Origin of the sequence: Nitrospira sp., from assembly GCA_035968315.1 — a bacterium.
Taxonomy (GTDB): domain Bacteria; phylum Nitrospirota; class Nitrospiria; order Nitrospirales; family Nitrospiraceae; genus Nitrospira_D.
Window position 1 is genome coordinate 281,742 of record JAVYIN010000003.1, and the last position, 26,155, is coordinate 307,896.

Sequence of the window (26,155 nt, forward strand, 5' to 3'; positions counted from 1 at the left end):
CCTCAACTACTTGATTCGAGCCAAGAGTTCCGTTGCCGCTGCCGCATACTCCCCACCCTGATCCATCGTCAGCACCTTGCCCAATATCTCCCTGGCCTTGGCCGTGAATCCCAGCTTCGAATAGACCCGGCCCAGTTCAAGATGAGTCAACGCCGGCGCGACACTGGCAGGGTTGACCGTCACCGCATCCTCCAAAGCTTCCATGGCCCCCTGAAAATCTCCTTGATGCGACAGCGCGCGCCCCAAATGAAACCGCGCTAAATCCGGCGTCGCGTAGAGCGGGTTGGCCAAGGCCGTCCGATACGACCGAATCGCGTCATCCCATTTCCCTTGGCTGGCCAGCACCTGGCCTAAGTAGGTATGCGCTTCTGAATAGACATCGTCAATGGCAATGGCCGAGCGAAACTGTTGCTCGGCCTGTTTCAACTTCCCCTGAACCGCATAGACGTGGCCGAGGGCGTAGCGGGCCTCTTTATTGTTCGGATCGACCTGCACCGCTTTCTGAAACGACACGAACGCCTTCTGCCGGTCGTTGTTGAGGCTGGCGAGCCCCTCCTGATAATACCCTTGGGATTTCTGCGTCGATTCCTCACTGGTGGCACAAGCCGTCAAGGCGAACAGCCCCGCGATGGCGCATAGTCCACAGACAGCGCGATGGAGCCAGACCATATGTTTACAGGTTCGCCACACGCTCACGAAATGTCCTCGAAATGCGTCAGCCGCTTAAACTCACGGAACCGAGCCTCGATCTCTTTGTAATCCAGGATGCGCAAACGGTCAAGACTAAAGGCTTCTACCGTAAACGACGCCATCACGCTCCCGAAAATGATGGCCTGCTTCATGGCCTCCGGCGAATAGTTCCCCGTCGCGGATAAATAGCCCAGGAAGCCGCCCGCAAAGGTGTCGCCGGCGCCCGTGGGATCCCGCACATCCTCCAACGGAAAGGCCGGCGCGCCAAAGACCTGCTTCTCGTTGAACATCAGCACGCCGTATTCGCCCCGCTTAATGATGAGATGCTTGGGGCCGCGGGACAGCACCTGCTTCGCCACCTTCACCAAATTCGTGTCCTGGCCGAGCGCGCGGGCCTCTCCGTCGTTGATGATGAGCACATCGACTTTCTCCAGGACTTTCCACAGGGCATCCCGCTTCCCGTTGATCCAGAAATTCATGGTGTCGCACGCCACCAAACCGGGCCGTTCGACCTTCTGCAACACATCCAGCTGCAACTCCGGATCGATGTTGCCGAGAAACAACACATCGGGCGAACGATAAGCCTCCGGAATCTTGGGCCGAAACGTTTCAAACACATTGAGCTGCGTGTCCAGCGTATGCGCTTCGTTCAACTGGTGCGTGTACTCGCCTTTCCACCGGAAGGTCGCGCCAGGCCGCTGTTCCAGCCCCGTCAGATCGATCCCCCGGCTCTTGAGAAAGGCCGTATGCTGCGCGGGGAAATCGTCGCCCACCACCGCGATCAGGCTGACCGCCGTAAAAAAACTCGCCGACGTCGAAAAATACGTCGCCGAGCCGCCGAGAATATCCGTCCCCTCCCCGAAAGGCGTTTTCACGGTATCCAACGCCACAGACCCGACCACCAATAACTTGCCCATGGAGTTACCTGTTTCCTTTCTTCGGGAGGGCCAGGCGATCAAGAAACAGGCCCAATTTCTTCCGACAAGCCGCAGAGATGCACTCCGGCGCCGTGACGATGGCGGTCTGCAACGCCTGCTGACAGCCACAGGTTGACACGGCGGCCCCGAGGCGCGGCACCACCGCCCGTAACATCCGTTTGGCCAGCGCCACGTTCCGATGCAACGTCGCGAGAATGGCTTCGACCGTGACGGCGTCTTCCGTCTCATGCCAGCAATCGTAATCCGTCACCAACGCCATCGTGGCATAACATATCTCCGCCTCCCGGGCCAGCTTCGCCTCCGGCATATTCGTCATGCCGATCACATCGACACCCCATTGGCGGTACAGGCGCGACTCGGCCTTCGTGGAAAACTGAGGCCCCTCCATGCAGAGATACATGCCGCCCTCCTGGAGCGAGGCTCCGGACTGCTGCCCGGCCCACGCCAGCGCCTGCGCCACGGTTGGACAAATCGGATCGCCAAATCCGACATGCGCCACCACACCGCCCTCGAAAAACGTGGACGCGCGGCGCTTGGTGAGGTCGATGAACTGATCGGGTAGCACGACATCACCCGGCTTGATCGATTCTTTCATGCTGCCGACGGCGCTCACCGAAATGATCCGCTGCACCCCCAGCGCCTTCATCGCATAGATGTTGGCGCGATAATTAATGTCCGTGGGATTCAGCTTGTGCCCGCGCCCATGGCGGGACAGAAACGCGATGGGGACGCCATCCAGCGTCCCGATCCGGATCGCATCCGAGGGCAGGCCGAACGGGGTGCGCATGCGCACTTCCCGAACAGCGGTCAGCCCTTCGATATCATATAACCCGCTCCCGCCGATGACTCCCAACGCCGCCCGTCCACGACTTGCCTCCCGTGCCATGCCCTGTTTACTCCTCATGTGTCCTGGCCAACGGCCCTTGCCAGCGGATTCGCGGATTCCAACGCCGTCAGGAACTGTTCGATCTGTCCGATCACGCGATCGGCAATCCGCTCGGTCGATTCATGCTCCTCGACAAAGAGCCAGATGATGCCCGGTTCTTTCCGAAACCAGGTGAGCTGCCGCTTGGCGAAGTGTCTCGTGTCCTGCTTGAACCGCCGCACCATCTCAGCCGCATCATACTCACCCGCCAGATGCGCCGCGATATGCCGGTACCCCAGCCCTTTCATGGAGCCAAGCTGCCGGCCGTATCCCTTCGCCAACAGCGCGCGCGTCTCTTCTATCATGCCATGCGACAACTGCCAATCGATGCGCGCTTCGATCCGGCGATACATACTCTCTTTCGACCGTTGAAGCCCGATGAGCAGCGTGGCAAACCCCGCTCCCTGAAACGCATGCTGCGCCTGCAGGCTGGAGAGCGGGACTCCGGACAGGCGATAGACCTCCACCGCCCGGATGATTTTCGACTCATCGTTCGGATGCAGCTTCGCCGCCGTGACCGGGTCCACTCGAACCAGTTCGGCATACAACCCCTCGCGGCCCCGTTCCTGAACGATCCGATAGAGGGCTTGCCGGACCTCCTGGTTCGCCTCCGGCGCCTCGCACATTCCCCGGATCAAGGTCCTGATATAGAGCCCCGTCCCGCCGACCACGAACGGCAACCGGCGCGCACCGAACGCCCGCTCGATCTCCCCCTCCGCCTCCCGCCGGTACCGCCCGGTATTGAACACCTCATCGGGATCGGCAAGATCAATCAGACGATGCGGCACACCGCGGCGCTCTTCAGGCGGCGGCTTGTCCGTCCCGATATCCATCCCCCGGTACACCTGCCGCGAGTCCGCCGTCAGAATCTCCGTGCCGTACCGCTTCGCCACCTGCACGCCCACGGCGCTTTTGCCCACAGCCGTGGGCCCCAACAACACGGCCAATGGACGATGCCGCAGCACAGACTCGGATAATACTCGCATGGCCGTCACACAACCCCTACCAGCCGACCCGGCCGAAAATTTTTTCCAGTTCCTCGGTGCCCAGATGATAGGCCGTGCGCCTGCCATGCGGGCAGGTCTGGATCTTTCCCTCTGCCAGCCAATCCGCCGCGAGGTGCTTGATCTCGGGCAACTCCATGGCACGCCCCGCCCTTACGGCGCCATGACAGGCCAGCGAGGCCAAGACTGGCCGCACCCGATCCTCCAGGCTCGACGCCCGGTCCCACTGACTGAGATCCTCGAGGACATCTTGCAGAAAACCCTCCGCATCCACCTTGCCGATGCCCAGCGGGACGCTCCGGATCAGCACAGTGGCGGGCCCGAACGGCTCAAGGCCGAGTCCAAGTTGGTCAAGATCGCCCTGATAGCGTTGCAGCAATGCAGCCTGCGGAGCCGTGAGTTCAACCGATTCAGGAATCAGCAGCGGCTGGGCCGCCATGCCCCGCGCCTGCCAGGCGCGATAGAGCCGTTCGAACAACACCCGTTCATGCGCCGTATGCTGATCGACAATGGTCAGGGCTCCGCCAATCTGCACGACAAGGTAGGTGCGATTGAGTTGTCCGAGCGCGACCACGTCCGAGGAAGGCACCCGCACATAGGACTCCGCCGCCTCGCTCACAAACGCCAGCTGCTCCACCAGGCGGGCTTCCCCTGCCGGCCGGTCTGAACCGGACGGAAGAGCCACAGCCCCTCCAAACACCGGCGGGTTCTGAGGCCAAGACGGCACCGTGGCCGGCAACACCGCTCCCCGCGCGCGCACGGGATCCGGCAGCACCTGCACGACGCCCTCGCGGCGGCCCAAGGCCTGCCGGACCGCGCGGCGCACCAGCTGATGAATGGCCTCATTCGCGGCAAACCGGATTTCCCGCTTGGCCGGATGCACGTTCACATCCACGCTATCGGAATCGATCTCGAGAAACAGGACAAACTGCGGCTGGTGCCCTTTGGCCAAAAACGACCCGTAGCCTTCGGCCACCGCATGGAGGATCGCCGCATTGCGGACCGGCCGGCGATTGACGAACAACTCTTGCGGGGTCCGTGAGGCTTTGGCATGGTTGGCATCGATGATCATCCCGCTGATCGCCGCCCCGGGCTGCTCCCCCTGCACCGCCACCGCGCGGTCGAGAAACATCTGCCGATACACTTGGCCGATACGATCCTCAGCCGTGGACACGGCGGGGTAATTCAACACCTCTTGCGCATTACTCGTGAGCTTGAAGTGCACCGACGGCCAGGCCAGCGCCGCCTGCTGCACCACATGGGTAATGTGGGAAGATTCCGTGGGCATCGACTTCAGAAACTTCTTCCGGGCAGGCTGGTTATAAAACAGCTCCGCGACCTCGATGCGCGTGCCCACGACCGGCGGCGCATCGAGCACCTGCTGGAGCTGCCCACCGGCCAGTTGCAGATCGGTGCCGACGGCGTCCCCTTTGGCCGCGGTCACCAGCCGGACCTTGGACACCGAGGCGATACTCGGCAGCGCCTCCCCGCGAAACCCCATCGTGCGGATCGACCAGAGATCCCGGTCCGAGCGAAGCTTGCTGGTGGCATGCCGTCCAAAGGCCTGCGGCGCATCGGTCCGGGTCATTCCCTCGCCGTCGTCCGTCACACGGATCATGGCCAGGCCGCCGTCCTTCACATCGACGGTGATCGTCCGGCTGCCGGCATCGAGGCTGTTTTCGATGAGTTCCTTGACCACCGCGGCAGGCCGTTCAATCACCTCGCCGGCGGCGATCCGGCTGATGACGTCGTCCGGCAAGACCTGAATCTTTCCACTGAGGCCGGTCGTCACCATGGGGTCAGGCTCCACGAAGGATGCGGCATGGCTGAGGCACAAGGGCGGCTCGCCGCGCGCCTGCGACGGTCATCGGATATCGGCGAGTTTATTCTTGGCGAGCTTGGCTTCCTCGGACGAGGGAAACTCTTCCAGGACATGCTTGAGATATTTCCGTGATTTGACCAGGTCGCCCGTTTCCGCCGTCGCGAGGCCGAGCTTGTAGAGCGCAGCCGGCACCTTCTCATTTCCCGGATATTCCGTGACCAGATATTCGAAGGCTTGAATCGCGCGCGCATAGTCTTTCTGATTGTAATACGACTCGCCGAGCCAGTAATGGGCATTCGGGGTCAGCGACGTGCCGGGGAAATCCTTGGTGAACCGCTGAAACCCGGACACCGCCAGCTCATACTTCCCATTCAGATAATCGTTATAGGCCAGGTTGAACGCCGCCGTCGGCGTAATCCCCGGCGAACTGGGAATAATCGGCGCGCTCTCTACCTGCGCCTGAGGCTTGCTCGGCTTGGCTAGTTTCGGCGCCTCGGACGGAACCGGATCCAGCTTGGAGACCGGGCTCCCTGGCCCCTCTTCAAGCTTGGCCAGCCGGGCTTCGATCTTTTGAAGCCGCGCGGCGAACTCCTCGAATCGGGCCTTTCCCGGCTCCGCGTCCTTCACCCGCTCAAGGGACTCCAGCCGGCGCAACGCCGCATCGACCCGCTGATGATCCTGCTCCTGCGACTTGGAAATCGTCGAAATCGAATCTCTCAGCTCCACAAAATCGGCATGTTTGGCGCAACCCGTCAGCATCAACAGCTGGCACACACCCGCCACAGACCATAGATAGCACTGCGCACGTGACGACAGCATCTCTACCGCCCCTCCTTCAACTGCACCAGCTTGTCGGACGCTTTGCCAGCCTCCGGAGTCCTGGGATACAAGGTCACCACCTGTTTGAATGCCGAGGAGGCCCGCTTCTTATCCTTCAACGCGAGATACGCATAGCCCTTCTTCAGAAGGGCCGCCGGGACTTTCTCACTGCGGGGATAATCCAGCTCCACCTTGTCATAGGCGTCGATCGCCTTCTTATACTCTTTCGAACCGTAATAGGACTCACCCAGCCAATACCGGGCATTCGGAGCCAGATCCGAGTTGGGATAACCGGCCAAGAATGCGGCGAAGCCATTTCGCGCGGCCTCCAAATCTCCGTTGCGAAACAGCGCCAACACCCGTTCATACTGCTCCCGGTCCGCCGCGACCGATGAGCGGGCGGGCTCGACGGCTGGCGCCTCCGCCGGAGCAACCAGTGCTGCAGGCGGTGTGGCTACCGACGAGGAGTCCTCGCTCGAGGACACCGGCGACGGACTTGCGGCCATAGCCTGCTCGGAATCCTGCGCCGCCCGCTCCGCCCCGCCGCCCTCCGGCGCAGCAACCGGCTGAGAGCGCTGGGCATGCTTCCCATTGGCCTGCCGCCCACCGGCCTTCTGGCTCACCTGATCGACCGACCGAGCCAGCGCGTCAAGCCGGCGGTCCTGCTCTTCAAAACGGGAGGCCACCTTGTGATTCATCGACTCCAGGGTTTTCGCGACGGAATCCACGCTTTTCTTGACCGTTTCGACGTACCCCGTCATCGACTTATTGGCGTCATTCACATAGGCGGCCGTCTCCCGGCTGCTGGCCTCCAGCTTGGCCGCCAGGCTCTTCGAGGCCTGCTCTTCCTGCCCGACTCGTTCATTCAATCCGGTCAGCGCCTCTTTGAACCCGGTCAGCGCTTGATTGAACTGCGTGAACTTCTGAGACACCTGATCCAAACGGTGCTGGCTCTCGCCCAACCCCTTTTGCTGATCATCGAGCTTCGCATCCACCCGCTTGGCCATGTCTTCATTGGTCTTCTTCACGACCCCGGCCAGGTGCTCTTTCATCCCCTCGATCGCCTTGGACACATCTTCGGACATTTTATCGAGACGGGCATTTACCTTCGCATCCTGGGTATCGAGACTCTTCTGAAGCCACTGATACCGCGTCGTCGTATCGGCTTCCAGCTTGGCCGCCAGCTGCTCGATCTTCTTTGTCTGCAGCTCCAGCTGGGCCGCGCGATGCTTGATATCTTCCTGCTTGGCTTGGAGTTCCTGCGCCTGATGCTGAGCCTTCTCCAATTCACCCCGCAATTGCGGCAACTCTTGGTCGCGCAACGACGAGATCTCCTGGCTCTGCCGGGCTCTGGCCTGCGAGAACTGCTCATCTTGCTGCTTGATTCTTTGCTCCGCCTTCTTTAAATCGGCCTGTTGCGCAACGCATCCGGACAACAGTGTGATGAACATGACCAACACAAAAGCCACGGAACACCTCACTCCTGAACATTGATCGACGTAACGAAACATCCCGGCCTTTCTCGGCGCAATCGGAGCGGCGCGCCCTTGCTATTTCCCGGTCTTCACCACGACATGTCCGCGGCGATTCTGTGCGTAGCAGGCCTCATCGCGCTCTTTGCAGAACGGCCGTTCCTTGCCATACGACACCACGCCTACCCGGCTCGCGCTCACCCCGAGCTCGACTAAATAATTCCGCACCGCCTTCGCGCGCTTTTCACCCAACACCAAATTGTAGGCGGAGGTCCCGCGCTCGTCGCAGTGCCCTTCGATCTTCAGGCTCGCACCGGCATTCGCCTTGATCCACTCGGCATCGCGCGACAAGGCCTGGCGGCCGTCTTCGGAGATGGCGAAGCTGTCATAGGCGAAAAACACATCCCGCAATCCGGCGGCATCCGCCGCGGCTTGTTCCGATCGAATCGCATCCATCTGGCGGCCGCTCTGGGATGGATCGAGCTTGGCCATCATCGTCCCGTTTGTCACACGCTCTTCAGAGGGACTCTTCCCTCCTGCGACCGCATCCAACCCTCGCAGTCCCCCGGTCGCGCCGGCATCTCTGTTAGACAACGTGGTGTCAGGAAAATTCGACCCGACGCCTCCGCCACTCGTCCCTTTATCGGCATTGGCCGCTCCTTGCTGCGAAGACTGGGCATCCCCACCGGATTGCACGGCTTTCTTTGAACAGCCTGGCCCGGCCATGAGCAGCACCACCGCTGTCATCGATGCATACCAAATCACTCCTGTTGTCCGCATATCTTCTCCCCTCCCTCTAAAAAGACATCCGCTGGCCACCCCAGCCAAACATCATCACATGATTGTTGCACTGTTCACTTGGCACGCATCATGACGCCGGCGACCAGGCCGGCGCACTGTTATGTACCCCAGTGAACGTCACCCGCTCAAGATCTTTGCCATCGGCATTGATCATGTAAATCTGGCTTTTTCCGTCAGCCGTTGAACTAAACACCAGATGACGGCCGTCCGGCGACCAGGACGGCGAATCGTCCACCCCCGGCCCCGTCGTCAACTGCACCCGCTTCTGTCCGTCCGGCGTAATGAGACACAGTTTATACTCTTTTTTTGGCGTCCGGCACACATAGGCAATCCAATTCCCCCGCGGCGACCAAGCCGGCGCGGCGTTGTAGTCTCCTTCAAAGGTCAAGCGCCGCACGTTCGAGCCATCGGCGCTGATCAGGAAAATCTGCGGCCCACCACTGCGGTCCGATGCGAACGCCAGCTCCCGTCCCGACGGCGCCCAGGAAGGCGAGAGATCGCCGGAAGCATGAGTCGTCATCCGCTGCAACGCCTTGGTTCTGGTATCCAGCCGATACAGCTCCGAATTCCCTTCATAGCTCGACGCAAACGCGAGGAAGTTCCCGTCCGGCGACAGAGCGGGCGTAATATTGAGCCCGCTCAGCGAGACCATGGTCCAGCGCTTCCCCGTTGCCAGCTCGATCATGTCGATATCCTGCGTATTCCGGTTGCGATAGGCCGTAAAGACGAGGAATCGCCGATCGGGCGACCAACGCGGCATCAAATTCAGAAACCCGTCGGACGTCACCTGGCGCGGCTCATACCCATCGTAATCCATCACGAACAACTCGCGCGCCGATCCCTGTTCTGACACGTAAGCAATTTTCGTGCGGGCGATCCCAGGCTCTCCCGTATACCGGAACACCAATTCATCCGCAAACCGATGCGCCATCAAACGGGCCACGGAGGAGGACCCGACATAGCGCTTGCCGCCGACCACCTCGTTGCTCCCCCCGTCATAGACAAACCCCTCCATGCTGATATCCGCGTCTTTATCCCCCTCTTTCAAGCCCGCTTTCCCCCACACCAGCACCGACGCGCCGCCCTCCACCGCCTGCTTGAATGCGGGATTCGGCACCGTCCCCACATCTTTGAATCCGAGACCCGGCACATCCACCAGCGTAAACACCAATGAGCGGCGGATATCGGACTTCAAGACCTCTTCCAGCCGGCCCCCCAGCCATTCAGGCCCTCCGGCATTCTGAATCCCGATCACCCCCACGGGAATTTTCTGAAAATCCGGGCGCGTCGCTTCCAGAAAGACATCGGTCGCGCCGGACTCAATGATGCCGATGGCTCCTACCAGGGCACAACAGGTCAGCAGAAGACAGGTTCTGAGTCTCATGGATTATCCGTTCGGCTCCCCGACTGTGAAGGTAAAGTGCGCATCAAAAAAGGACTCTGTCAGCTCGGGCGGAAACCCCGGCAAAGGCTCGGCATTCATGACTGCCCGCTTGCCGGCCAAGTCGTAATATTCATTGCCTGAAGACTGCTCGATGGCCACGCCGCTGACCGTTCCATTCCGGTGCAGCCGGAACTTGACGACCACCGAATAGACCTGAGCGGTCACATCGACCTGTGGGGCAGACCATACACTACTGACCTTTTGCCGTACCCGTGCCAGATACGCGCTGGCCCCCGACGTACTCCCAGGCACCTTGAGCACCGTATCGACCGCTTTGACGCTTGGAATCTTGGTTTCACGCTGGGGCGCAGACTTCGCCGGCGCCTCCGCCAGCAACGGCTTCGACTCCTTTGGCAGCTCCACCTTCTTGATCTTGCTCAGTTCCTCGTCCAGCTCCCGATTCATCTCCTCGCTCAACGACGTTCGCGGCTTGACCTCGGATGGCTTCCTGGGAAGCTCTTTGGCATCCTGAGCAACCGGCACATCGGGCAGCTTGAGCTTCGAGACGGCAGGCGCCACCGGTTCATGAACTTTTTTCGGCCGATCGGTCGGGCTAAAATCTCCAAACTTCGGAGCGTCCGGAGGCAGGTCCACCCCCTTCATCAAGTCTCGCATCGGATCATGGGCCGGCCTCGCCGGGGCCGCCGGTTCAGGTCTCGCAACGGGCGGAGCCACAGGCGCCATTTTGACCGGCGGCGCCGGAGCGGGCGGCTTGGCAGCCTCGACCGGCTTCGCAGGAGCCTTGACCGGCTCCGGCATTTTGACCGAAGGCGCCGGCAACGACGCGAGGGAGACTTCGATGGACGCCAGCGGCTGTTCTCCATGCCGGGGCCACCGGACCCAGGTGACCGCCACCAACACCACCACGTGCAGGACCATGGACCAGACCACCGCCAGCCGGAGATGACGGGCGACCCGCCCCTGCACATCCTCATCCAGCCACGCGTGCGATTGTGCGGAAGCCTGCACCATAGCGATTCAGGACTCTAGTTCTTTCGACGAGGGGACGACGCATCCGTCACCCGCTCAGGCCCGGTCGGATCCGTCACCATGCCCAGCTTCTCGATGCCGGCCTTCTTCACCCCATCCATCACCTGCACCACAATGCCGTAGGGGACATCACGATCGGCCCGCAGATAGAGCGCCACATCCGCATGTTCTTCTTTCAGCAGCCTGAGCTTGCGCTCCAGCTGCGCCACACTGACCTGATCTTTGTCCAGATAGAGCCGTTGGTCTTTTTCAATGGTAAGGACGGCGCGGATCTCCGGCTTGATCGTATTGGACGCCGACTTCGGCAAGGTGATATCCATTCCACGATACAACATGGGCGCCGTCACCATGAAGATGACGAGCAGGACCAGCACCACATCGACCAGCGGAATAATGTTGATCTCCGCCATGAACCGGCGCTGGCGGGTTTCCAGAATCATCCCTTGGCTCCGACCGATCCCGGTTTCGATTTGGGGGACAATAAGGCAAGAAGCTCCACGGTCACCGTATCCATCCGGAAGGCCGTGCGGCGAATGCGCGACAGAAAATAATTATACGCCATGACCGCGGGAATCGCCGTAAACAATCCGGCGGCCGTGGCCACCAGCGCTTCCGACACACCCGGCGCCACCGCTGCAATACTGGCGGTCCCCTGCGAGCCGATTTCCCGGAACGAATCGATAATGCCCATGACGGTCCCCAGCAACCCGACAAAGGGGCTGATATTGCCGGTCGTCGCCAGAAACGGCAGATACGATTCGAGCTGCGACAGCTGGCCTTGGGCAAGATGCTGCGCCGTGCGCTCCATGACATGGCGGTCCACGGCCGGCGCGCTGCCGCCATCCTGAGCGCCCTGCCCCGTCCCCACCCGGTCCACGACGCCATGAAATATTTTGGCGCAGGGGCTCCCGGCGGAACGATAGGCGTGGCGCGCCACCTCGTCCACATCCTTGGCCTTCGACAAGACCGCCATGAAACGGAGGTCTTCGGCATCAGCCGACCGGAACATGTTCCACTTGAGGAGAATGACCGCCCAAGAGAGGACTGACAACAAAAAGAGCAGGAAAAGAACGACTTTCGACACCATCCCCAGTGACCCGAGAAGACCCATGGGACCTGACTGGAACATAGGGCGCTAGCGTCTCCCTCCTTGAATCATGACACACCGTGGTGTGATGGAGTGTACCAAACTTTGGAGAAAATGGCGGGGCCGACGGGATTTGAACCCGCGACCTCCAGATTGACAATCTGGCGTCCTAACCAGGCTGAACGACGGCCCCTCGAGACTCTATATTTGGCGGATGATCGGAACGACAAGACGATATCTAGCGGTCGGTCGATTCCAAAACTTAAAATGGCTATATCTTCTTTCTTCGCCCTGTCCTCGCACACCAGTCTGCCGTGGTAGGCGGAACAGGGATCGAACCTGTGACCTCTGCCTTGTAAGGGCAGCGCTCTCCCAATTGAGCTATCCGCCCGATTGTCCTCACAAGATTCGCGGATGCTACCAAGTCCATCGGAGCTTGTCAATCGATTCTCGCACTATTCTTGCAGTTTTCTGGCGCACCGAGAAATATTTTTCTCAGCCATCCGCTCAGGCTTTGGCACGCCGCGCCTGCCGGGGGAAAAACTTCCGATGCACCTGCGTCAGCCGCCCGCGTTCGACATGCGTATAGATCTGCGTCGTCGCAATGTTCGCATGGCCCAGCATCACCTGCACGGCGCGCAGATCGGCGCCGCCCTCCAATAAATGCGTGGCAAACGAATGGCGGAGCATGTGGGGAGAAATCGGCTTGGCAATCCCCGCGCGCCTGGCCCGCTGCCGCACAATTTTCCAGAAGGCCTGTCTGGTCAGCGCCCCGCCGCGCCGCGAAACAAAGAGCGCGCGCGACGACCGCCGCCGAAGAATGACCGGCCGCACCTGCTCGAGATACTGCACCAGCGCCTCGCGCGCGGCCTCTCCAATCGGCACCAGCCGCTCTTTCGCCCCTTTTCCGTACACCCGCACACATCCGACCGTGAGATCCAGCCGCGCCAGCTCCAGCGCAACAAGCTCCGACACCCGCAACCCCGAGGCATACATCAGCTCCAGCATCGTCCGATCGCGCGCATCCTCGACCGTCTGCACCGCCGGCAACTCCAGCAAGGCCGTCACTTCCGCCATCGTCAAGGTACCCGGCAGCTTGATCCCCCGCCGCGCCGTGGCAAGATCCCGAGTCGGATTGGCCTCAATAATCCCCTCACGCACCAGAAACCGAAACCACCCGCGCAGCGCGGACACCGTCCTCGCCATCGAAACCGGCGACAGGCCCTCCGCATTCAATGATGCGAGAAATCCCACCACCTGCGGCGGGGACACCGGCGCATCCATCGGGAGTTGCTGCCGGTTCAGAAACGCTTGCAGCTTGGAGAGATCACGCCGGTATGCCTCCAGCGTATTGGTCGCCAGCCCTCCCTCGACACGAAGGTGGCTCAGGTACCGCTCAGCCAGCGGGTCAAGATTCTGCTCGAGAAGTTGTGCCATCGATCAATACGCACCGGACCGTGAACATGCACACCGGGGATCTGCCTCCGCGGCAAACTATAGCCAACTCTCCCGGGTGAACTCAATGAAACGACCGGCAGATCTCCTTGACACCCTCCACCCTTTCCGATACTAGTCACTCGGTGCCACAACAACCATCACCCACATATTCAACACCCACATGCCAGTCCAGATGACAGACCGACGATATCCGCATCTCTACGCCATGGTGGCACTCCTCTTCACCTGCCTCACCCTCGCAGGCATCTCAACAGACACCCTCCTGGCGGCCGATCTCAAATCTCCGGCAGCCGATCCTCCCATCCTGACTCAGGCCAAACGCCTCATCGACAAGGGAGATCCGGAATCCGCCGCCACCGTACTCCGCCGGTATTTGGCGACCTCGCCTCGCGCCGAATACCTCGACGACACCTATCTGCTCCTGGGAGCGGCCCTCTTCGACCTGAAGGAATACCCGGACGCCTTGAAAGTCTTGAATCAACTTTACACCGAGTTTCCCGCCTCGGAATGGAGCGACCGGGGAAAGGTGCTGCTTGCCAAGACCCATGCCGCCATGGGGAACATCGATCTGGCGTTGCCCCTCCTCACCCAGCTACGGACCGGCGCAGCCGCCGATGACACGAAACGGGAAGCCCGCAAGCTGACGGCAGAGTTTCTGGCCCAGAAAAAAGACTACGTCCGGGCGATTCAAGCCCTCCTCGAAGAGGCCGCGGAAGGAACGGATGAGCAGGTTGCCGATACACGAAACCAGATTCGTGAATTTCTCACCGAGAAACTCGACAAGAACGCGCTCCTCCGGATACGAGAACTGTATCCGAAGGCATTTCCCGGCGACCTGGCCTCGATCCGGCTGATCGAAATCTATACCGAGCGGGGAGAAGACCATCTCGCGGAACGGCAGATTCAGCAATTTCTCAAGCAATTTCCCAATCACCCGTACGAGCCCAAAGCGACGGAAGCCCTGGCGCAGTTGAAGGCCCGGCTCAAGACGAATCAATACTCCATAGCCGCCGTCCTTCCACTTTCGGGCCGTCTCGCCCCCTTCGCCAACGAAATTCTAGAAGGCATCCAGCTGGCAGTCGAACGCGCGCGTGAACAAGCAGGCGCCCCGTCCGTCGGCCTGCTGGTCAAAGACAACGAATCGGACCGAGCCTCGTTCATCGAAGACCTCGCTACCCTCTTGAGCGACGACCACCCCTTGGCCGTTATCGGTCCGGTGCTGTCGAAGAACCTCCCGGTGATGGCGGAAATGGCCGAGCGCAGTAAAACGCCCTTGATCACACCGGCAGCCACCTTCCCCAACGTCCGCCGCCTGGGCAGTTATCTCTTCAGCACCACCCTGACCTACGGGCTCCAAGCCACACGCATCGCGGACTACGCGCTCAAAGAACAAGCGTACCGCCGGTTCTGCATTCTCTACCCGGATACCATCTACGGGCGCGAACAGGCCCGCCTCTTTGCACAGGAAATCCGGCAGCGTAACGGCGAAATCATTGCCATGGAATCCTTCAAGGAAGGCGACACGGACTATTCGGCGCAGATCAAGCGGTTGAAGGAAGAAGATCTGAAGAAATACGGACTGGCCGTCCCCTACGACCCGTCACGGCCGGCCGGGAAACCGATCGGGAAAACCGAGAAACGAATTCTCTACACTCCGGGATTCGACGCGGTCTTTATCCCCAGCCGGGCGAGCGAGATCGGCCTGCTGGCGGCCCAGCTCGCCTTTCATGATGTGAAAGTCCCGCTCTTGGGCACCAATGGCTGGAACTCCCCGGACTTCCTCCGCACCGCGGACCGCACCGTCGACGGCGCCGTCTTTGTGGACGGATTCTTCGCGGACAGTCCGAGCGCCGCCGTGCAGGAGTTCGTCCAGCGCTACCAGAAACGGTTTTCCGGCACGCCGACGCTCTTTACCATGCAAGGCTACGACGCCGCCAGACTCGTTCTCGAAGCGGTCCGCCACGGCGCCACCTCAGGGGACGCGGTGCGCGCGTTTCTGACCACGCAACAAGACTTGCCCACGCTCCTGGGACCGGCCAGCTTCGGACCGGAAGGCACCTTGCACCGGCCCCTCTTTCTCCTGCAAGTCAAACACGGTAAATTTGTGCAGCTCAACTAACCGGACCGGACATGGACACCCTCGCCCCGATCATTCATAAAATCTCCTACATGGCGCTCCCGCTGCTGTTCGCCATGGTGTTCCATGAATATGCGCACGGATGGGTGGCCGACAAGTGCGGCGACCCCACCGCCAAGCTGCAGGGCCGGCTCACCTTTAACCCGATCGCGCACATCGATCCCCTCGGCACCATTATTCTTCCCTTGATCTGCCTGGCCCTGCCCGGCGGCTTTCTCCTCGGATGGGCCAAGCCGGTCCCCATCGATCTGCGCAACATGCGGCAGCCCCGGCGCGACATGGCCCTCGTTGCCGCGGCCGGGCCAGGCATGAATCTCCTGCTCGCCACCCTCAGCGCCCTGCTCGTGGCCGGGCTCCTGGCCGTCGATCCGACCCTGTTGCAGCAAGAGACCGCCGCGCGCGACTCCACATCCTCGAGCCTGGCCACCATGATCCTGCTGCCCGTTTCCGTCATGGCGCTGTACTCCGTCCTCATCAACGTCTTTCTGGCGCTCTTCAATTTGATCCCCATCCCGCCGCTCGACGGCGGCCGCATCCTGACCTGCCTGCTGCCTCCACGCCCGGCCCTCGCGCTGGCGAAGCTGGAGCCGTACGGCATGATGATTCTCATGGGCCTTATCGTATTCGACAAAGAACTCCGCGTGATCCACACGATCACCGGCACATTCGCCAACGCCCTGTCGGGCACCATTCTCTCGACGGCACTCGGCTTCGGCACAGGAGTCTTGCAATGACCATCGCACCCAAGAAACGCGTCCTCAGCGGCATGCAGCCCAGCGGATTGATGCACCTCGGCAACTACCTCGGCGCCCTGGAAAACTGGAAGCTGTTGCAAGAAGAGCACGAGTGCTTCTTCTTCGTCGCCGACTGGCATGCCCTCTCCAGCAACTACGCCGACACCAGCCGCCTGAAAGAATTCGTGCGCGAATTGTTGATCGATTGGTTTGCCGCCGGCATCGATCCGAAACGATCGACCGTCTTCATCCAATCGCACATCCCCGAGCACGCCGTGCTGCATCTGCTCTTTTCCATGATGATTCCCGTCTCCTGGCTGGAGCGGAATCCGACGTACAAGGAAAAGCAGGAAGAGATTAAGGAAAAGGACCTCAGCACCTACGGATTCCTCGGCTACCCCGTCCTCCAAGCGGCGGATATTTTATTGTATAAGCCGGACTTCGTGCCGGTCGGGAAAGATCAGCTGCCGCACCTGGAACTCACGCGGGAAGTGGCCCGGCGCTTTAACGACATCTATAAGAAGTCCGTGTTCCCCGAGCCGAAGGAGTACCTCACCAAGTTCCCCAAGGTACTGGGAACCGACGGACGCAAGATGAGCAAGAGCTACGGCAACACGATCAATCTCTCGGACACGGAGCCGGTGGTCCGGCAAAAGCTGAAGACCATGGTGACCGACCCGGCCCGCGTACGGCGCACGGACGTGGGCAACCCCGATGTCTGCCCGGTCTACGAATTTCACAAGATCTATTCGCCGCAAGCCGTGCAGGACCAAATCAACAAGGATTGCCGCACCGCCGCCATCGGCTGCATCGACTGCAAAAAACAGGTGGCGGATAAAATGGTGGAGCGCATGGTCCCCATGTGGGACGCCCGCGCCGCGCTGACGAGCACCCCGTCACGCATCGACGAGATCATTCAAGACGGCAGCCAGCGGGCCGAAAAGGTCGCGAAAGCCACCCTCGCCGAAGTCAACGAGGCAATGAAGATCTGAGCCGGGTCAAGGCAGCATGAGGATAGTCATGATTCGATGGATGGTGCCCTGTACCGCATTGGCCTGCCTATTGAGCTTCGCCGGCCTAGCGGCCGCGATCGATCCACCCTGCGACGCCTATCCCCAGGCGAAGCAAGCCCGCTGCGTGACGATTTGGAAAGAGCTGAACAAGGAAGACGGCAACGCCATCGCCCAATTCGGGCTCGACCAGCTAAAGCGGCGTGAGGAAGGGAAGATCAACGCCCAGCAACACCTGGCCGAAAACATGGCCTTCATCAAACAGTCGACCGAGAAACGCCTGGCGCGCCTCAAGGAGCGCATGGCGAAAGAATAGCCGCAGCCTCACTCCACGCGAAAAAACTGATTCGACTCTTTTTCAATGCCAATTTCAGTTTCCGGCCCGTGCCCGGTGACGACTGCCGTCGCGTCGTCGAGCGTATAGAGCCGCTCGCGGATCGACCGCTCGATGGCATCGAAATCCCCGCCCCAGAGATCGGTGCGCCCGATGCTGCCACGAAACAGAGTATCGCCCGCCAGCACGAGCTGGTCATCCGGCACATGAAAACTCATCGAGCCCGGCGTGTGGCCCGGCGTATGGATGGCCACAATCGGCACCTGCCCCACCAGCACTTTCTCTTCATCCTTAAGCCAATAGTCCGGCATTGGCACCGCCACGTAGGGCACACCGAACATCCGACATTGCACATCAAGATTCTGCCAGAGGTCGAGATCGTCTTGATGGAGGCAGAGCGTCGCGCCGGTCGCCTTCTTCATTTCACCGGCGGCGAGGAAATGATCGAAATGCGCGTGGGTGTGAAAAATATAGCGGACCGTCAGCCCGAGTTGCTGGACTTCGTGCAGAATCCGTTCGGGCGCACCGCCGGGATCGACCACGATGGCCTGTTTGGTGACCGGATCGCCGATGATGGAGCAATTGCACCCGAGCGGCGGAACCGAAAACGTTTTGCGAATCAAGATCGGCATGGAGGTCGCATGCTACCGCTCAACCGGCTCAGGGTGCAAGCAGCGGCCCGCCGTCTGATTCCGGCTGAATGCGGACCGTCCAGATGACCTCGGTATCCCAGATCGTCCAGCGTGATCCCTGCCGCCGAAACCAGACCAGAAAGCCGGCGCCGCTTCTATCGGGGCGAGGGTTGCCGACATAGACAAGCGCCTGGTTCTGCTGGAGAGTGAACGCCACGCGCGAAAACACGAGCCGATCCAACACCGGCAAGGCCTGCACGGATCTGGCCTGCTCCCAGCGGACAGGCTGGGCACGCGACACTTCCGGCTCTTCAATCGTATCCCCCGAGACAAACCGATAGCGCGTGCCAAAATGGAATCGTCCCTCAAGCCGGATCGCCATTTGATTCACAGCCACAAACTCCCGCACCAGATCCGCCGGAAGCGCCCCATCGAAATACCCCTGCTCCAGGAACAGCGGCACCGTCAATGGGCCCTCTTGGTTAGGGACAATCTGGGTCGTGGTCATGCGCTCGATGAGGACGAGAGAGGTCTCAGAGGTGAGAAACTTGCTTGTGATGATCTCGTCGTAGAGTCGATACTCGTCGTCCGGGAAACCTGACAGGGCAGGTTGCAGCTCCATCGCCTGCACCGGCCAGGCAATACCCAGGCTGATCACAAGCAGAATGAAGCGAACGACGCCACGCATGAGTGGAGCATAGCCGCCAGGCCGGAGGCCGGTCAATTCGAGAAATACTGCATGGACAAGCTCACGTGAACCATGGATAATCGGCGGATGATCTTCATCGGGAGCGCGGCGTGACACGACAGCAGATCTCCATGGCCCATATCGGCCTGCTGGCCTGTTGCTTGCTGGCCGCCGGCTGCAAACCGGACGACTCGCCCTTCAAGGCCGAGAATGAATCGCTGAAGAAACAAGTGGCCCGGCAGGAATCCCTGCTCTCCTCGCTGCAAGACGGGAATAAGGTCATGCAGCAGCAGATCGACCTGTTGAATCAGGAACTGCGCGATGCCAAGAAGGCGACGGAATCGGCCAAAGCGGAGATGGCCGTCTTATCCAGCCAACTCACTACCCAATTGGCCCAAGCCAAGCGCCTGAGCGCCGATGCGCAGAAATCCGCGGCGACACAGGCCGCCCAACAGCTGCGGATTGACGAAAAAGGCGCGCAAACCGACACCCTCCCGCGCCCGCTGACCGCCGTCGCCAAAGTCGTCGAGGAGGCGCTCGCCAAGAACGGGTATTCGGTCAAAGTCAGCTTCAAGAGCGACCAGAAAACCGTCTACGTGACGGAGCGGAAACTGTCGAACCCCGCGTCGCTCGAAGCCTCCGGCTCCCGCAATCAATACCTCCTCGTGCTGCAGGCCCTGCCCGCCAACCTGACCAAGCTCACGGTCAAGGCGGAGTTTGAGAAGGTGACACGGGATGGACGCATTCTCTCTGTCAGCCCGGAGGAAATCGCGGAGGTCGAACGCGGCCTGATCCGTGAAATCAGCAAAGCCCTCGAACAGCCGGGCAAGATCTGATGGCCTTCTCGCGTTGGTGCTCCACGATTCTTCTCCTCGCTCTCACGGCCTGGTCCCTGGCATCGCCCCCTGCCAAAGCCGCAAAAGCTCCGCATCCTAAACCCTCTCAAGATCTGGCGCGGCACCTCACCGGGATCGCCGCGCTCGCGAAACCTTCGCCGATCGTCACCGTACCGGCTGGGGCGTTCCTGCTCGGCAGCAAACGCATCGATGACGACCCCTACGGCATCGGCACGCAGTTTGACGATACGGAACTCCCCCAGCACCGCGTGTGGATGGACGCCTTCGAAATAGATCGGGACGAAGTGAGCCTGGGCGAATATCTTGCGTTCCTGTACCGGCAGAAGATCACCCCGTCGGACGAATTGCAGAAACTGATCTGGCACGTGATCACCGTCCACTCCGTCAGCGATGAGACGCTCACGCGCTGGCCGGCGCTCTATGTCAGCTGGACCGAAGCCCGCGATTTCTGCCAGTTGCAGGGGAAACGCCTGCCGACCGAGGCCGAGTGGGAAAAAGCCGCGCGCGGCACGGACGGCGGACTCTTTCCCTGGGGCAATGCCATGCCCGACTCGAAACTCGCCATGTTCGGGCAACACCACGTCCACGAGATCCCCATCTTGGCCCCGGTGGATTCCCTCGACGACGGACGCAGTCCCTTCGGCCTCCATCACATGGCGGGCAACGTGGCCGAGTGGGTCCAGGACTGGTTCGGATTCGATTACTACGCCTATATGCCGGAAAAGAATCCGCCGGGACCGGCGAGCGGACGCTACCGCAGCGTACGCGGCGGATCGTGGAAAAGCAGAGTGATCATGCTGCGGACCGCCACGCGGAGCGGCTCGGAGCCCGAGAAGCGATCGGCCACCATCGGCTTTCGCTGCGCGCAATCCATCGCATCGCCCTAACACGCGCGCAGCAACGAGGCCTTTTCTTGGCCCCCTGCGCGTGGCATGCTAGCATTCCGTTCACATGGCACTCTCAACCAGCGTCCACGACCTCCGCACATTGATCCGGTCCTTCCACCCGTTGATCGTCATCGAAACGGTGGAAGAAGACCGCGTGTCTTCGCTGCTGCAATCGGTCAGCGCCCAGGAGCGCATGCCGCTGTTTGAATGGTCCATTACGCGCGGCCTGACCCGGCAGGAAGACGGCCCCACGCTCAGCAAGATGACCGCCACACCCCTCGCGCTGCTCCAACATGTGCAGGGCCTCACGGTCGAAGGCATATTCTGGCTCAAGGACATGGCCCCTCATCTGCAAGATGCCGCCACGGCCCGCCAGCTCCGTGAAGTGGCCGCGGCCTACAGCCGCTCCCGCGCTACCTGCGTGATCACCGGGGAGCCGATCGCGCTGCCGCCCGACCTTGAACGCCTGGCCGTCCGCTACCGGCTCAGCCTCCCGGACCAAGATGAATTGGACGCCATGCTCGGCCATGTGCTGCAGTCACTCGACCGGCACCGACTCCAGGGCCGCCCCCGATCCACCACGCTCGCGCACAGCATGGCCAGCGCCCTCACAGGGGCTCGCGACATGCCACCCCCGCTGCCGCCGCAAGAACGCGCAGCCATCCTCCGGGCGCTCAAAGGGATGACCTTGCACCAGGCGCGGCAAGTCATCACCCAATGCGTCGTGGACGACGGCGCCCTTACGGCGGACGACGTGCAGAAAATTCTCGACCGGAAAGTGCAGGCCGTGAAAGATGGCGGGCTGTTGGAGTACTACCCGCTCGAAGACAATCGGTTCGAGCTGGGCGGATTCGGCAATCTCCAGCGCTGGCTTGACCGTGCCAAGATGGGCTTCACGCCGGAAGCCAAAGCGCTGAATCTGCAGCCGCCCCGGGGCATCCTGCTGGTCGGCGTGCCGGGCTGCGGCAAATCGCTGGCGGCCAAAGTGATCGCCCGCGAGTGGCGCTTGCCGCTCCTGAAGCTCGACGCCGGCCGCCTGTTCGACAAATTCGTCGGCGAATCGGAAAAGAATTTTCGCAAAGCGGTGGAGATGGCGGAATCGCTGGCCCCGATTATCCTCTGGGTGGATGAAATCGAGAAGGCCCTGGTGGCGGGCGGAGGCAACGGCGAGGCCGATGCCGGGCTCAGCCGGCGGCTCTTCGGCGCCTTCCTCACCTGGCTCCAGGAAAAGAAAGAAGACGTCTTCGTCGTAGCGACAGCCAACGACCTCTCCTCCTTGCCGCCTGAACTGCTCCGCAAAGGGCGCTTCGATGAAATCTTTTTTGTGGACCTGCCGGACGATCGCGAGCGTGAGGCCATCTGGAAGATTCATCTCGGGCTCCGCAAGCAGGACGTGACGGCCATCAACCTCACCCATGTGGTGAGTGCCAGCGATGGATTCAGCGGATCGGAAATCGAACAGGCAGTCGTCGCCGCCCTCTATCGCGCCCTGCACCAAAAGACCACCCTGACGACCGAATTGTTGATTGAAGAGCTGACCCAAACCATCCCGCTCTCCGTCACGCGGCGGGAAGACATCGACCGCCTCCGCGAGACCGCCCAAGGCCGTTTTGTGAATGTCCGGTAACTCTATGCGTCTGCTGATGACTGGAACCACCCTCGCTCTGCTCACCCTGGCCGGCTGCGCCACCGCGCCGATCGAACTGCCGCCGGCTCCCCAGATTGACGCCGTCCCGGCCAAGACTCCCGCCGGGCTGTCACGCACCAGAGCCGCCGTCGTCCGCACCGCGGCTAAACTCGTCGGGACCACCACGCTACAGAGCAACGGGCGGCGGATCGCCTACGATTGCGCCGGGGTCACCCGCGCCATCTTCCTCGAACATGGGATCGACTTGTACAGCGGGGGCACAAACGATCCGAACGCCAACGGAGTCCGCCTCATCTTCTCGCATGTCCGACGGCATGGGACCCTGCACCAGAACCCTGTCGCCCACCCCGGCGATCTCGTCTTTTTCGACAACACCTGGGACTTCAACGGCGACGGCAGGCTCAACGATCCCTTGACCCATGTCGGCGTAGTGGAACGCGTCGATCCCGACGGCACCGTCACCTTCATCAGCCGCGTGGCCGAGTCGGTCGAGCGCTATCGCATGAACCTCGCCCTTCCCCACATCCACAAAACCGCCGATGGCCGCGTCCTCAACGACTACATCCGCCGCATCCACCCCAGCGACCCCGTAGACATGGGGCACCTCACCGGCGAACTTTTCACCTTCTATGGAGCGCGGCTGGGGCAATAATACCCCGGCCTACCGGCCCGCCTGCCGGGGGCTCTGCGCGCTACAGTCTGGAAAGAGACCTGCCGATAATGGAGGCAAGCCGATCACGCTCGCCGGAGTCGTTGACACGGCCGGTCCGCTGGTACAACCTGGAGGCAGGACTCATGGCCACATCGTCGAAAGAACTCACCACCAAGAAAGCCACCCCCCTGCGCCAAACGCTCATGGGTGTCCGATACGGACTCTTAGGCCTTCACAAAGCCCTGATCGTTGCCGAGCAATTGACGTTCGAACGCATATACGGGCGCGTGGATTCCACCGGACAGCTGCTGCAACTCGTCATGAACGATCCGTGGTTTACCTGGCTCCACCCCCTGTCGAATATGGTGGTGCGCATCGATGAGATGCTGGAGGACGAAGAGAGCCTCACGATCGACGAAGTGGCCATACTCCTGAGCGAAGTCAGAGGCATGATCCGGCCCTCCGAGATGGGAGATGGATTTGAGCGCAGTTACTACGAGGCCCTTCAGCGGGCCCCTGACGTCGTCATGGCCCACTGTGAAATGAAAAAACTCCTGACCCTGCCCGCAGTCTGACCCATCTGCGGACCAGCCCCCTCAGAGCCCTCATAACAAACCAGGCGGCCCACTCGAACGAGCGGGCCGCCTGGCTCAACCAACAACGATCCCGGCAGACGACGACTGGCTAGTTCTTTTCCTGCTTGTCGCCCTCGTCGTGCTTGTCCTTCTCGCCGTGCTTCTCGCCATCCTTATGCTTGCCCTTATGCTTGCCGCGGTTCTTATGCTCACCATCTTTGCGATGTTCACCACTCTTGCCGCGGCCATGGCGATCGCCCTTCATCTTCTCCTTCTCTCCATCAGCCTTGGGGGCTTCCGCCGCTGGCGCCGGAGCTGGGGCTGGGGCTGGGGCCGCAGCCGGTGCATGAGCCGGAGCGGTGGCTTCCGGAGCCGGGGCCGGCGCCTGCGCGTACAAATTCGAAAATGCCAACAACACCGCCGCGGCGGTCACAGTCGAGACAGTCTTGATCATGCTGATCCTCCTCGTTGAAATGGATAATGGTGCACTCGGGGAATTCCCCGCACAATGCGTCTAGGAACCCTGAAATCTAGCAAGGTCGATGCCATTACGCCATCGAATCTTTGAAGTGTGCAGATCCCTGATATACGAAGGATTGCCTCAATCTTTCTGTGTCCTTGCGCCAGGGAGTTCCGGCAAAAACGCGACAGACCAGCCGGATCGCCTCATCTCTTGTCGAGTTACACAGGGGGAGATAAGTACGAGAACCGATACACTTCTACAATTTGAGCACAGGGCCAGGCCGTCTCCCCGAGTCTTCTCCTCTGCCAACCGACCTACAGGCGCCCTTCGTCGAGTTCAATCGCATCCGCCCAGGTCGATGCCGGAGGCAGTGCACTAACCGGCACGCCGCGCTTCTTGGCTATCTCATCCAGCCGTCCCTGAAAGCGCGCACGAGTCGCGTCATCTTTCGGGCCGGACACCAGCAAGCCCTGCGACCATTGCGCGATCGCTTCGTGAGAATGCGGCTTGCCGTTCGCCTTCACCCAGTCCAGCAACTGTTCATCCGTTCCACCGGCCAACACCTTCTGCTCAAACGCCTTCGCATCGATGCCGAGGAAATCGATCAGATACTTGTCAAACCCTACCGTGATGTAATTGTAATCCTGAATCTGCCCCGCATGGCGGAGCTTGATCTTGTCGATAAACCGGCCCAGGTGGGCGATGCCACCGAGCAAGGCTTTCGGACTGCGGGGATAGGTGGATTGCGTCATGCGAGTATTCTCCAGATTGGTGAGGACCCAAACCATACAGGCCTGGGCAAGAGAAGTCTAGCGAGGAACGCGCGGATGGAATTCAACGCAAGCACCCCAACTTTTGCCAAGCGAAGATGCCACAACATCAAGTTTTCCGTCGCATGACCGATACGTATCTAACAGGAGGGCAAAACCATGCAGTCCCGAGGTCGCCACCGCATTCCCGTCGGCTATCCGGCCAATATCCAAAGTGATACCTGCGCCGGTGAAGGCACCTTGCTCGACCTCTCGCCCACGGGCTGCAGAATGCGCAGCGACATTGCGCTAGATGCAGGCACCTACCTGGCGCTCGAGATCGCGGTGGCCCAGGAGCCAGCCCCGCTGGGAGTGGAAGTGTCCGTGGTCCGCTGGTGCAAGGACGGCCAATTGGGAATTGAGTTTCTTCGGTACCGCCAGGGAGACCGCGAGCGGGTCACGCATTTCGTCGAAACCATGCCCTCGTATCACGCCCCCGTCTCGGCCTACGCAGAATCAACCCTCAGCGCCGCCAGCGTATAGCCCAATCTCCGCAAAAATCACGTTCACAAATAGAACCCCTGAGCGGGCTCGACCGAAGAGAGAGTTTTTCTTTTCCCTGAAAGACTTTCGGTAGATTTTCCGGTTCTGATGTTGCCTTGCGCTTGATGCCACCCGCACAAAAACTAGTCAAGGCGAGAAATCTAAAAAGTCTACTCACTCCTTGCCAAGAAACGACTCATCACGGATCAGAGTGATGTCTGTCCGTAAACACTGCGCTTTTCAACTAGCCGCACTTCTTGGCCAGAAACGGACTGATTAGATGAGCAACCTGTTACCCCTGCACTGAAAAGTAACTGCTCTTTTCAGATTACCTAACGTTACATTAAGGGGCACGCGGCTTTTGGCGTGTCCCTCTCGAGTGCCATGTTAAGCATAGCTATGGCGATTGCCATGCCTTAGAACTCTTTGTAGTAACTGCTTGTTGGATCACAAGCTAAATGTGTAGCAATGTGGCTCCAAAAACCAGATGACACCATACCTTCGAAAAATTGTTTATGCTCGGCTTCAGATACCCACGTTTCGACCAGAGTAAATGTACAAGGCTCGTTGACGTCATTGAATATTCGAAATGCCTTGCAGCCAGCGACTTTAGGGACGTCAATTTTTGCTTGGTTCAGTATTTCTACAAACGCCGCTAACTTTTCAGGCTTCGATTTAAAAGTGACGATTACATTTGTACTCATGGTGTTTCCCCTAAAAGATTGCGGCAGATAAAAGGCGCTGCCGCTCCGCCTAACAACGTTTGCGGACAGGAATAGGAACAGGCTACTTTTTG

28 protein-coding genes and 2 tRNA genes are annotated in these 26,155 nt (G+C 60.6%); 10 read left to right on the plus strand and 20 right to left on the minus strand.

Annotation, left to right across the window (positions count from 1 at the left end):
* Positions 1-6: 6 nt before the first annotated feature.
* From RI101_03255 to xerD, 15 genes are all read right to left on the minus strand, one after another.
* Entirely contained in the window at positions 7-696 is a 690-nt protein-coding gene (locus tag RI101_03255; protein MEC4889058.1) for a tetratricopeptide repeat protein, read from the minus strand.
* A complete protein-coding gene (locus RI101_03260) occupies positions 693-1,607 on the minus strand; it encodes a PfkB family carbohydrate kinase (GenBank protein ID MEC4889059.1) in 915 nt (304 codons plus the stop codon). Before RI101_03260 ends, RI101_03255 begins: the two co-directional genes overlap by 4 nt.
* 4 nt (positions 1,608-1,611) lie before the next feature.
* A complete protein-coding gene (gene mtnP / locus RI101_03265; protein ID MEC4889060.1) occupies positions 1,612-2,514 on the minus strand; it encodes an S-methyl-5'-thioadenosine phosphorylase in 903 nt (300 codons plus the stop codon).
* A 14-nt stretch (positions 2,515-2,528) separates the two neighbouring features.
* Positions 2,529-3,539 carry a tRNA (adenosine(37)-N6)-dimethylallyltransferase MiaA gene (gene miaA, locus RI101_03270; protein ID MEC4889061.1) on the minus strand — a complete coding sequence of 337 codons (1,011 nt, stop codon included), beginning with the start codon at positions 3,537-3,539 and terminating at the stop codon, positions 2,529-2,531.
* A 16-nt stretch (positions 3,540-3,555) separates the two neighbouring features.
* On the minus strand, positions 3,556-5,352 hold the full coding sequence (gene mutL, locus RI101_03275; GenBank protein MEC4889062.1) for a DNA mismatch repair endonuclease MutL: 1,797 nt from the start codon (positions 5,350-5,352) through the stop codon (positions 3,556-3,558).
* 69 nt (positions 5,353-5,421) lie between these two features.
* Positions 5,422-6,198, minus strand: a complete 777-nt coding sequence (ybgF, locus tag RI101_03280) for a tol-pal system protein YbgF (protein ID MEC4889063.1) — start codon at positions 6,196-6,198, stop codon at positions 5,422-5,424.
* Between the two features lie 2 nt (positions 6,199-6,200).
* Positions 6,201-7,667, minus strand: a complete 1,467-nt coding sequence (ybgF, locus tag RI101_03285; protein MEC4889064.1) for a tol-pal system protein YbgF — start codon at positions 7,665-7,667, stop codon at positions 6,201-6,203.
* Between the two features lie 81 nt (positions 7,668-7,748).
* On the minus strand, positions 7,749-8,450 hold the full coding sequence (pal, locus tag RI101_03290) for a peptidoglycan-associated lipoprotein Pal (protein MEC4889065.1): 702 nt from the start codon (positions 8,448-8,450) through the stop codon (positions 7,749-7,751).
* Between the two features lie 88 nt (positions 8,451-8,538).
* A complete protein-coding gene (gene tolB, locus RI101_03295) occupies positions 8,539-9,855 on the minus strand; it encodes a Tol-Pal system beta propeller repeat protein TolB (GenBank protein MEC4889066.1) in 1,317 nt (438 codons plus the stop codon).
* A gap of 3 nt (positions 9,856-9,858) precedes the next feature.
* Positions 9,859-10,887, minus strand: coding sequence for a TonB family protein (locus RI101_03300; GenBank protein MEC4889067.1), 1,029 nt, complete (start codon positions 10,885-10,887; stop codon positions 9,859-9,861).
* 14 nt (positions 10,888-10,901) lie between these two features.
* Positions 10,902-11,345 carry a biopolymer transporter ExbD gene (locus tag RI101_03305; GenBank protein ID MEC4889068.1) on the minus strand — a complete coding sequence of 148 codons (444 nt, stop codon included), beginning with the start codon at positions 11,343-11,345 and terminating at the stop codon, positions 10,902-10,904.
* On the minus strand, positions 11,342-12,016 hold the full coding sequence (locus RI101_03310) for a MotA/TolQ/ExbB proton channel family protein (protein MEC4889069.1): 675 nt from the start codon (positions 12,014-12,016) through the stop codon (positions 11,342-11,344). The genes RI101_03305 and RI101_03310 overlap by 4 nt, the downstream gene beginning before the upstream one ends.
* Positions 12,017-12,107: 91 nt before the next feature.
* Positions 12,108-12,185: transfer RNA gene (locus tag RI101_03315), tRNA-Asp, on the minus strand.
* A gap of 122 nt (positions 12,186-12,307) precedes the next feature.
* Positions 12,308-12,383: transfer RNA gene (locus tag RI101_03320), tRNA-Val, on the minus strand.
* Positions 12,384-12,499: 116 nt separating this feature from the next.
* Positions 12,500-13,429 carry a site-specific tyrosine recombinase XerD gene (gene xerD / locus RI101_03325; protein MEC4889070.1) on the minus strand — a complete coding sequence of 310 codons (930 nt, stop codon included), beginning with the start codon at positions 13,427-13,429 and terminating at the stop codon, positions 12,500-12,502.
* A gap of 193 nt (positions 13,430-13,622) precedes the next feature.
* Between xerD and RI101_03330 the strand changes: the two genes are divergently transcribed.
* From RI101_03330 to RI101_03345, 4 genes are read left to right on the plus strand one after another with little or no spacing between them, the layout of a single operon-like run.
* Positions 13,623-15,569 carry a penicillin-binding protein activator gene (locus RI101_03330; protein ID MEC4889071.1) on the plus strand — a complete coding sequence of 649 codons (1,947 nt, stop codon included), beginning with the start codon at positions 13,623-13,625 and terminating at the stop codon, positions 15,567-15,569.
* Positions 15,570-15,580: 11 nt separating this feature from the next.
* Complete coding sequence (locus RI101_03335) at positions 15,581-16,321, plus strand: site-2 protease family protein (GenBank protein MEC4889072.1); 741 nt, start codon at positions 15,581-15,583, stop codon at positions 16,319-16,321.
* On the plus strand, positions 16,318-17,313 hold the full coding sequence (gene trpS, locus RI101_03340) for a tryptophan--tRNA ligase (GenBank protein ID MEC4889073.1): 996 nt from the start codon (positions 16,318-16,320) through the stop codon (positions 17,311-17,313). Before RI101_03335 ends, trpS begins: the two co-directional genes overlap by 4 nt.
* A gap of 28 nt (positions 17,314-17,341) precedes the next feature.
* Complete coding sequence (locus RI101_03345) at positions 17,342-17,647, plus strand: hypothetical protein (protein MEC4889074.1); 306 nt, start codon at positions 17,342-17,344, stop codon at positions 17,645-17,647.
* An 8-nt stretch (positions 17,648-17,655) separates the two neighbouring features.
* On the opposite strand, the gene RI101_03350 is transcribed toward RI101_03345, so the two are convergent.
* Both RI101_03350 and RI101_03355 read right to left on the minus strand, forming a co-directional pair.
* Entirely contained in the window at positions 17,656-18,297 is a 642-nt protein-coding gene (locus RI101_03350) for an MBL fold metallo-hydrolase (GenBank protein MEC4889075.1), read from the minus strand.
* Between the two features lie 28 nt (positions 18,298-18,325).
* Positions 18,326-19,102, minus strand: a complete 777-nt coding sequence (locus RI101_03355; protein ID MEC4889076.1) for a hypothetical protein — start codon at positions 19,100-19,102, stop codon at positions 18,326-18,328.
* On the opposite strand from RI101_03355, the gene RI101_03360 reads away from it, so the two are divergent.
* From RI101_03360 to RI101_03380, 5 genes are all read left to right on the plus strand, one after another.
* Positions 19,096-19,821: a hypothetical protein gene (locus RI101_03360; protein MEC4889077.1), complete on the plus strand. Its 726-nt coding sequence runs from the start codon at positions 19,096-19,098 to the stop codon at positions 19,819-19,821. The genes RI101_03355 and RI101_03360 overlap by 7 nt on opposite strands.
* The gene (locus tag RI101_03365) at positions 19,821-20,729 is read left to right on the plus strand and encodes an SUMF1/EgtB/PvdO family nonheme iron enzyme (GenBank protein MEC4889078.1); all 909 of its coding nucleotides are present in this window, start codon (positions 19,821-19,823) and stop codon (positions 20,727-20,729) included. Before RI101_03360 ends, RI101_03365 begins: the two co-directional genes overlap by 1 nt.
* 64 nt (positions 20,730-20,793) lie before the next feature.
* Complete coding sequence (locus RI101_03370; GenBank protein MEC4889079.1) at positions 20,794-22,356, plus strand: AAA family ATPase; 1,563 nt, start codon at positions 20,794-20,796, stop codon at positions 22,354-22,356.
* Positions 22,357-22,372: 16 nt separating this feature from the next.
* The gene (locus tag RI101_03375) at positions 22,373-23,029 is read left to right on the plus strand and encodes a CHAP domain-containing protein (GenBank protein MEC4889080.1); all 657 of its coding nucleotides are present in this window, start codon (positions 22,373-22,375) and stop codon (positions 23,027-23,029) included.
* A gap of 143 nt (positions 23,030-23,172) precedes the next feature.
* Positions 23,173-23,604, plus strand: coding sequence for a hypothetical protein (locus tag RI101_03380; protein MEC4889081.1), 432 nt, complete (start codon positions 23,173-23,175; stop codon positions 23,602-23,604).
* 109 nt (positions 23,605-23,713) lie between these two features.
* On the opposite strand, the gene RI101_03385 is transcribed toward RI101_03380, so the two are convergent.
* A complete protein-coding gene (locus RI101_03385) occupies positions 23,714-24,058 on the minus strand; it encodes a hypothetical protein (protein MEC4889082.1) in 345 nt (114 codons plus the stop codon).
* 323 nt (positions 24,059-24,381) lie between these two features.
* Positions 24,382-24,819, minus strand: a complete 438-nt coding sequence (locus RI101_03390; GenBank protein MEC4889083.1) for a DUF5069 domain-containing protein — start codon at positions 24,817-24,819, stop codon at positions 24,382-24,384.
* A gap of 177 nt (positions 24,820-24,996) precedes the next feature.
* On the opposite strand from RI101_03390, the gene RI101_03395 reads away from it, so the two are divergent.
* Positions 24,997-25,359, plus strand: a complete 363-nt coding sequence (locus tag RI101_03395; protein ID MEC4889084.1) for a PilZ domain-containing protein — start codon at positions 24,997-24,999, stop codon at positions 25,357-25,359.
* Positions 25,360-25,775: 416 nt separating this feature from the next.
* Here the strand turns inward: RI101_03395 and RI101_03400 are convergent, their stop codons facing one another.
* Positions 25,776-26,063, minus strand: coding sequence for an antibiotic biosynthesis monooxygenase family protein (locus RI101_03400; protein ID MEC4889085.1), 288 nt, complete (start codon positions 26,061-26,063; stop codon positions 25,776-25,778).
* Positions 26,064-26,155: the final 92 nt, after the last annotated feature.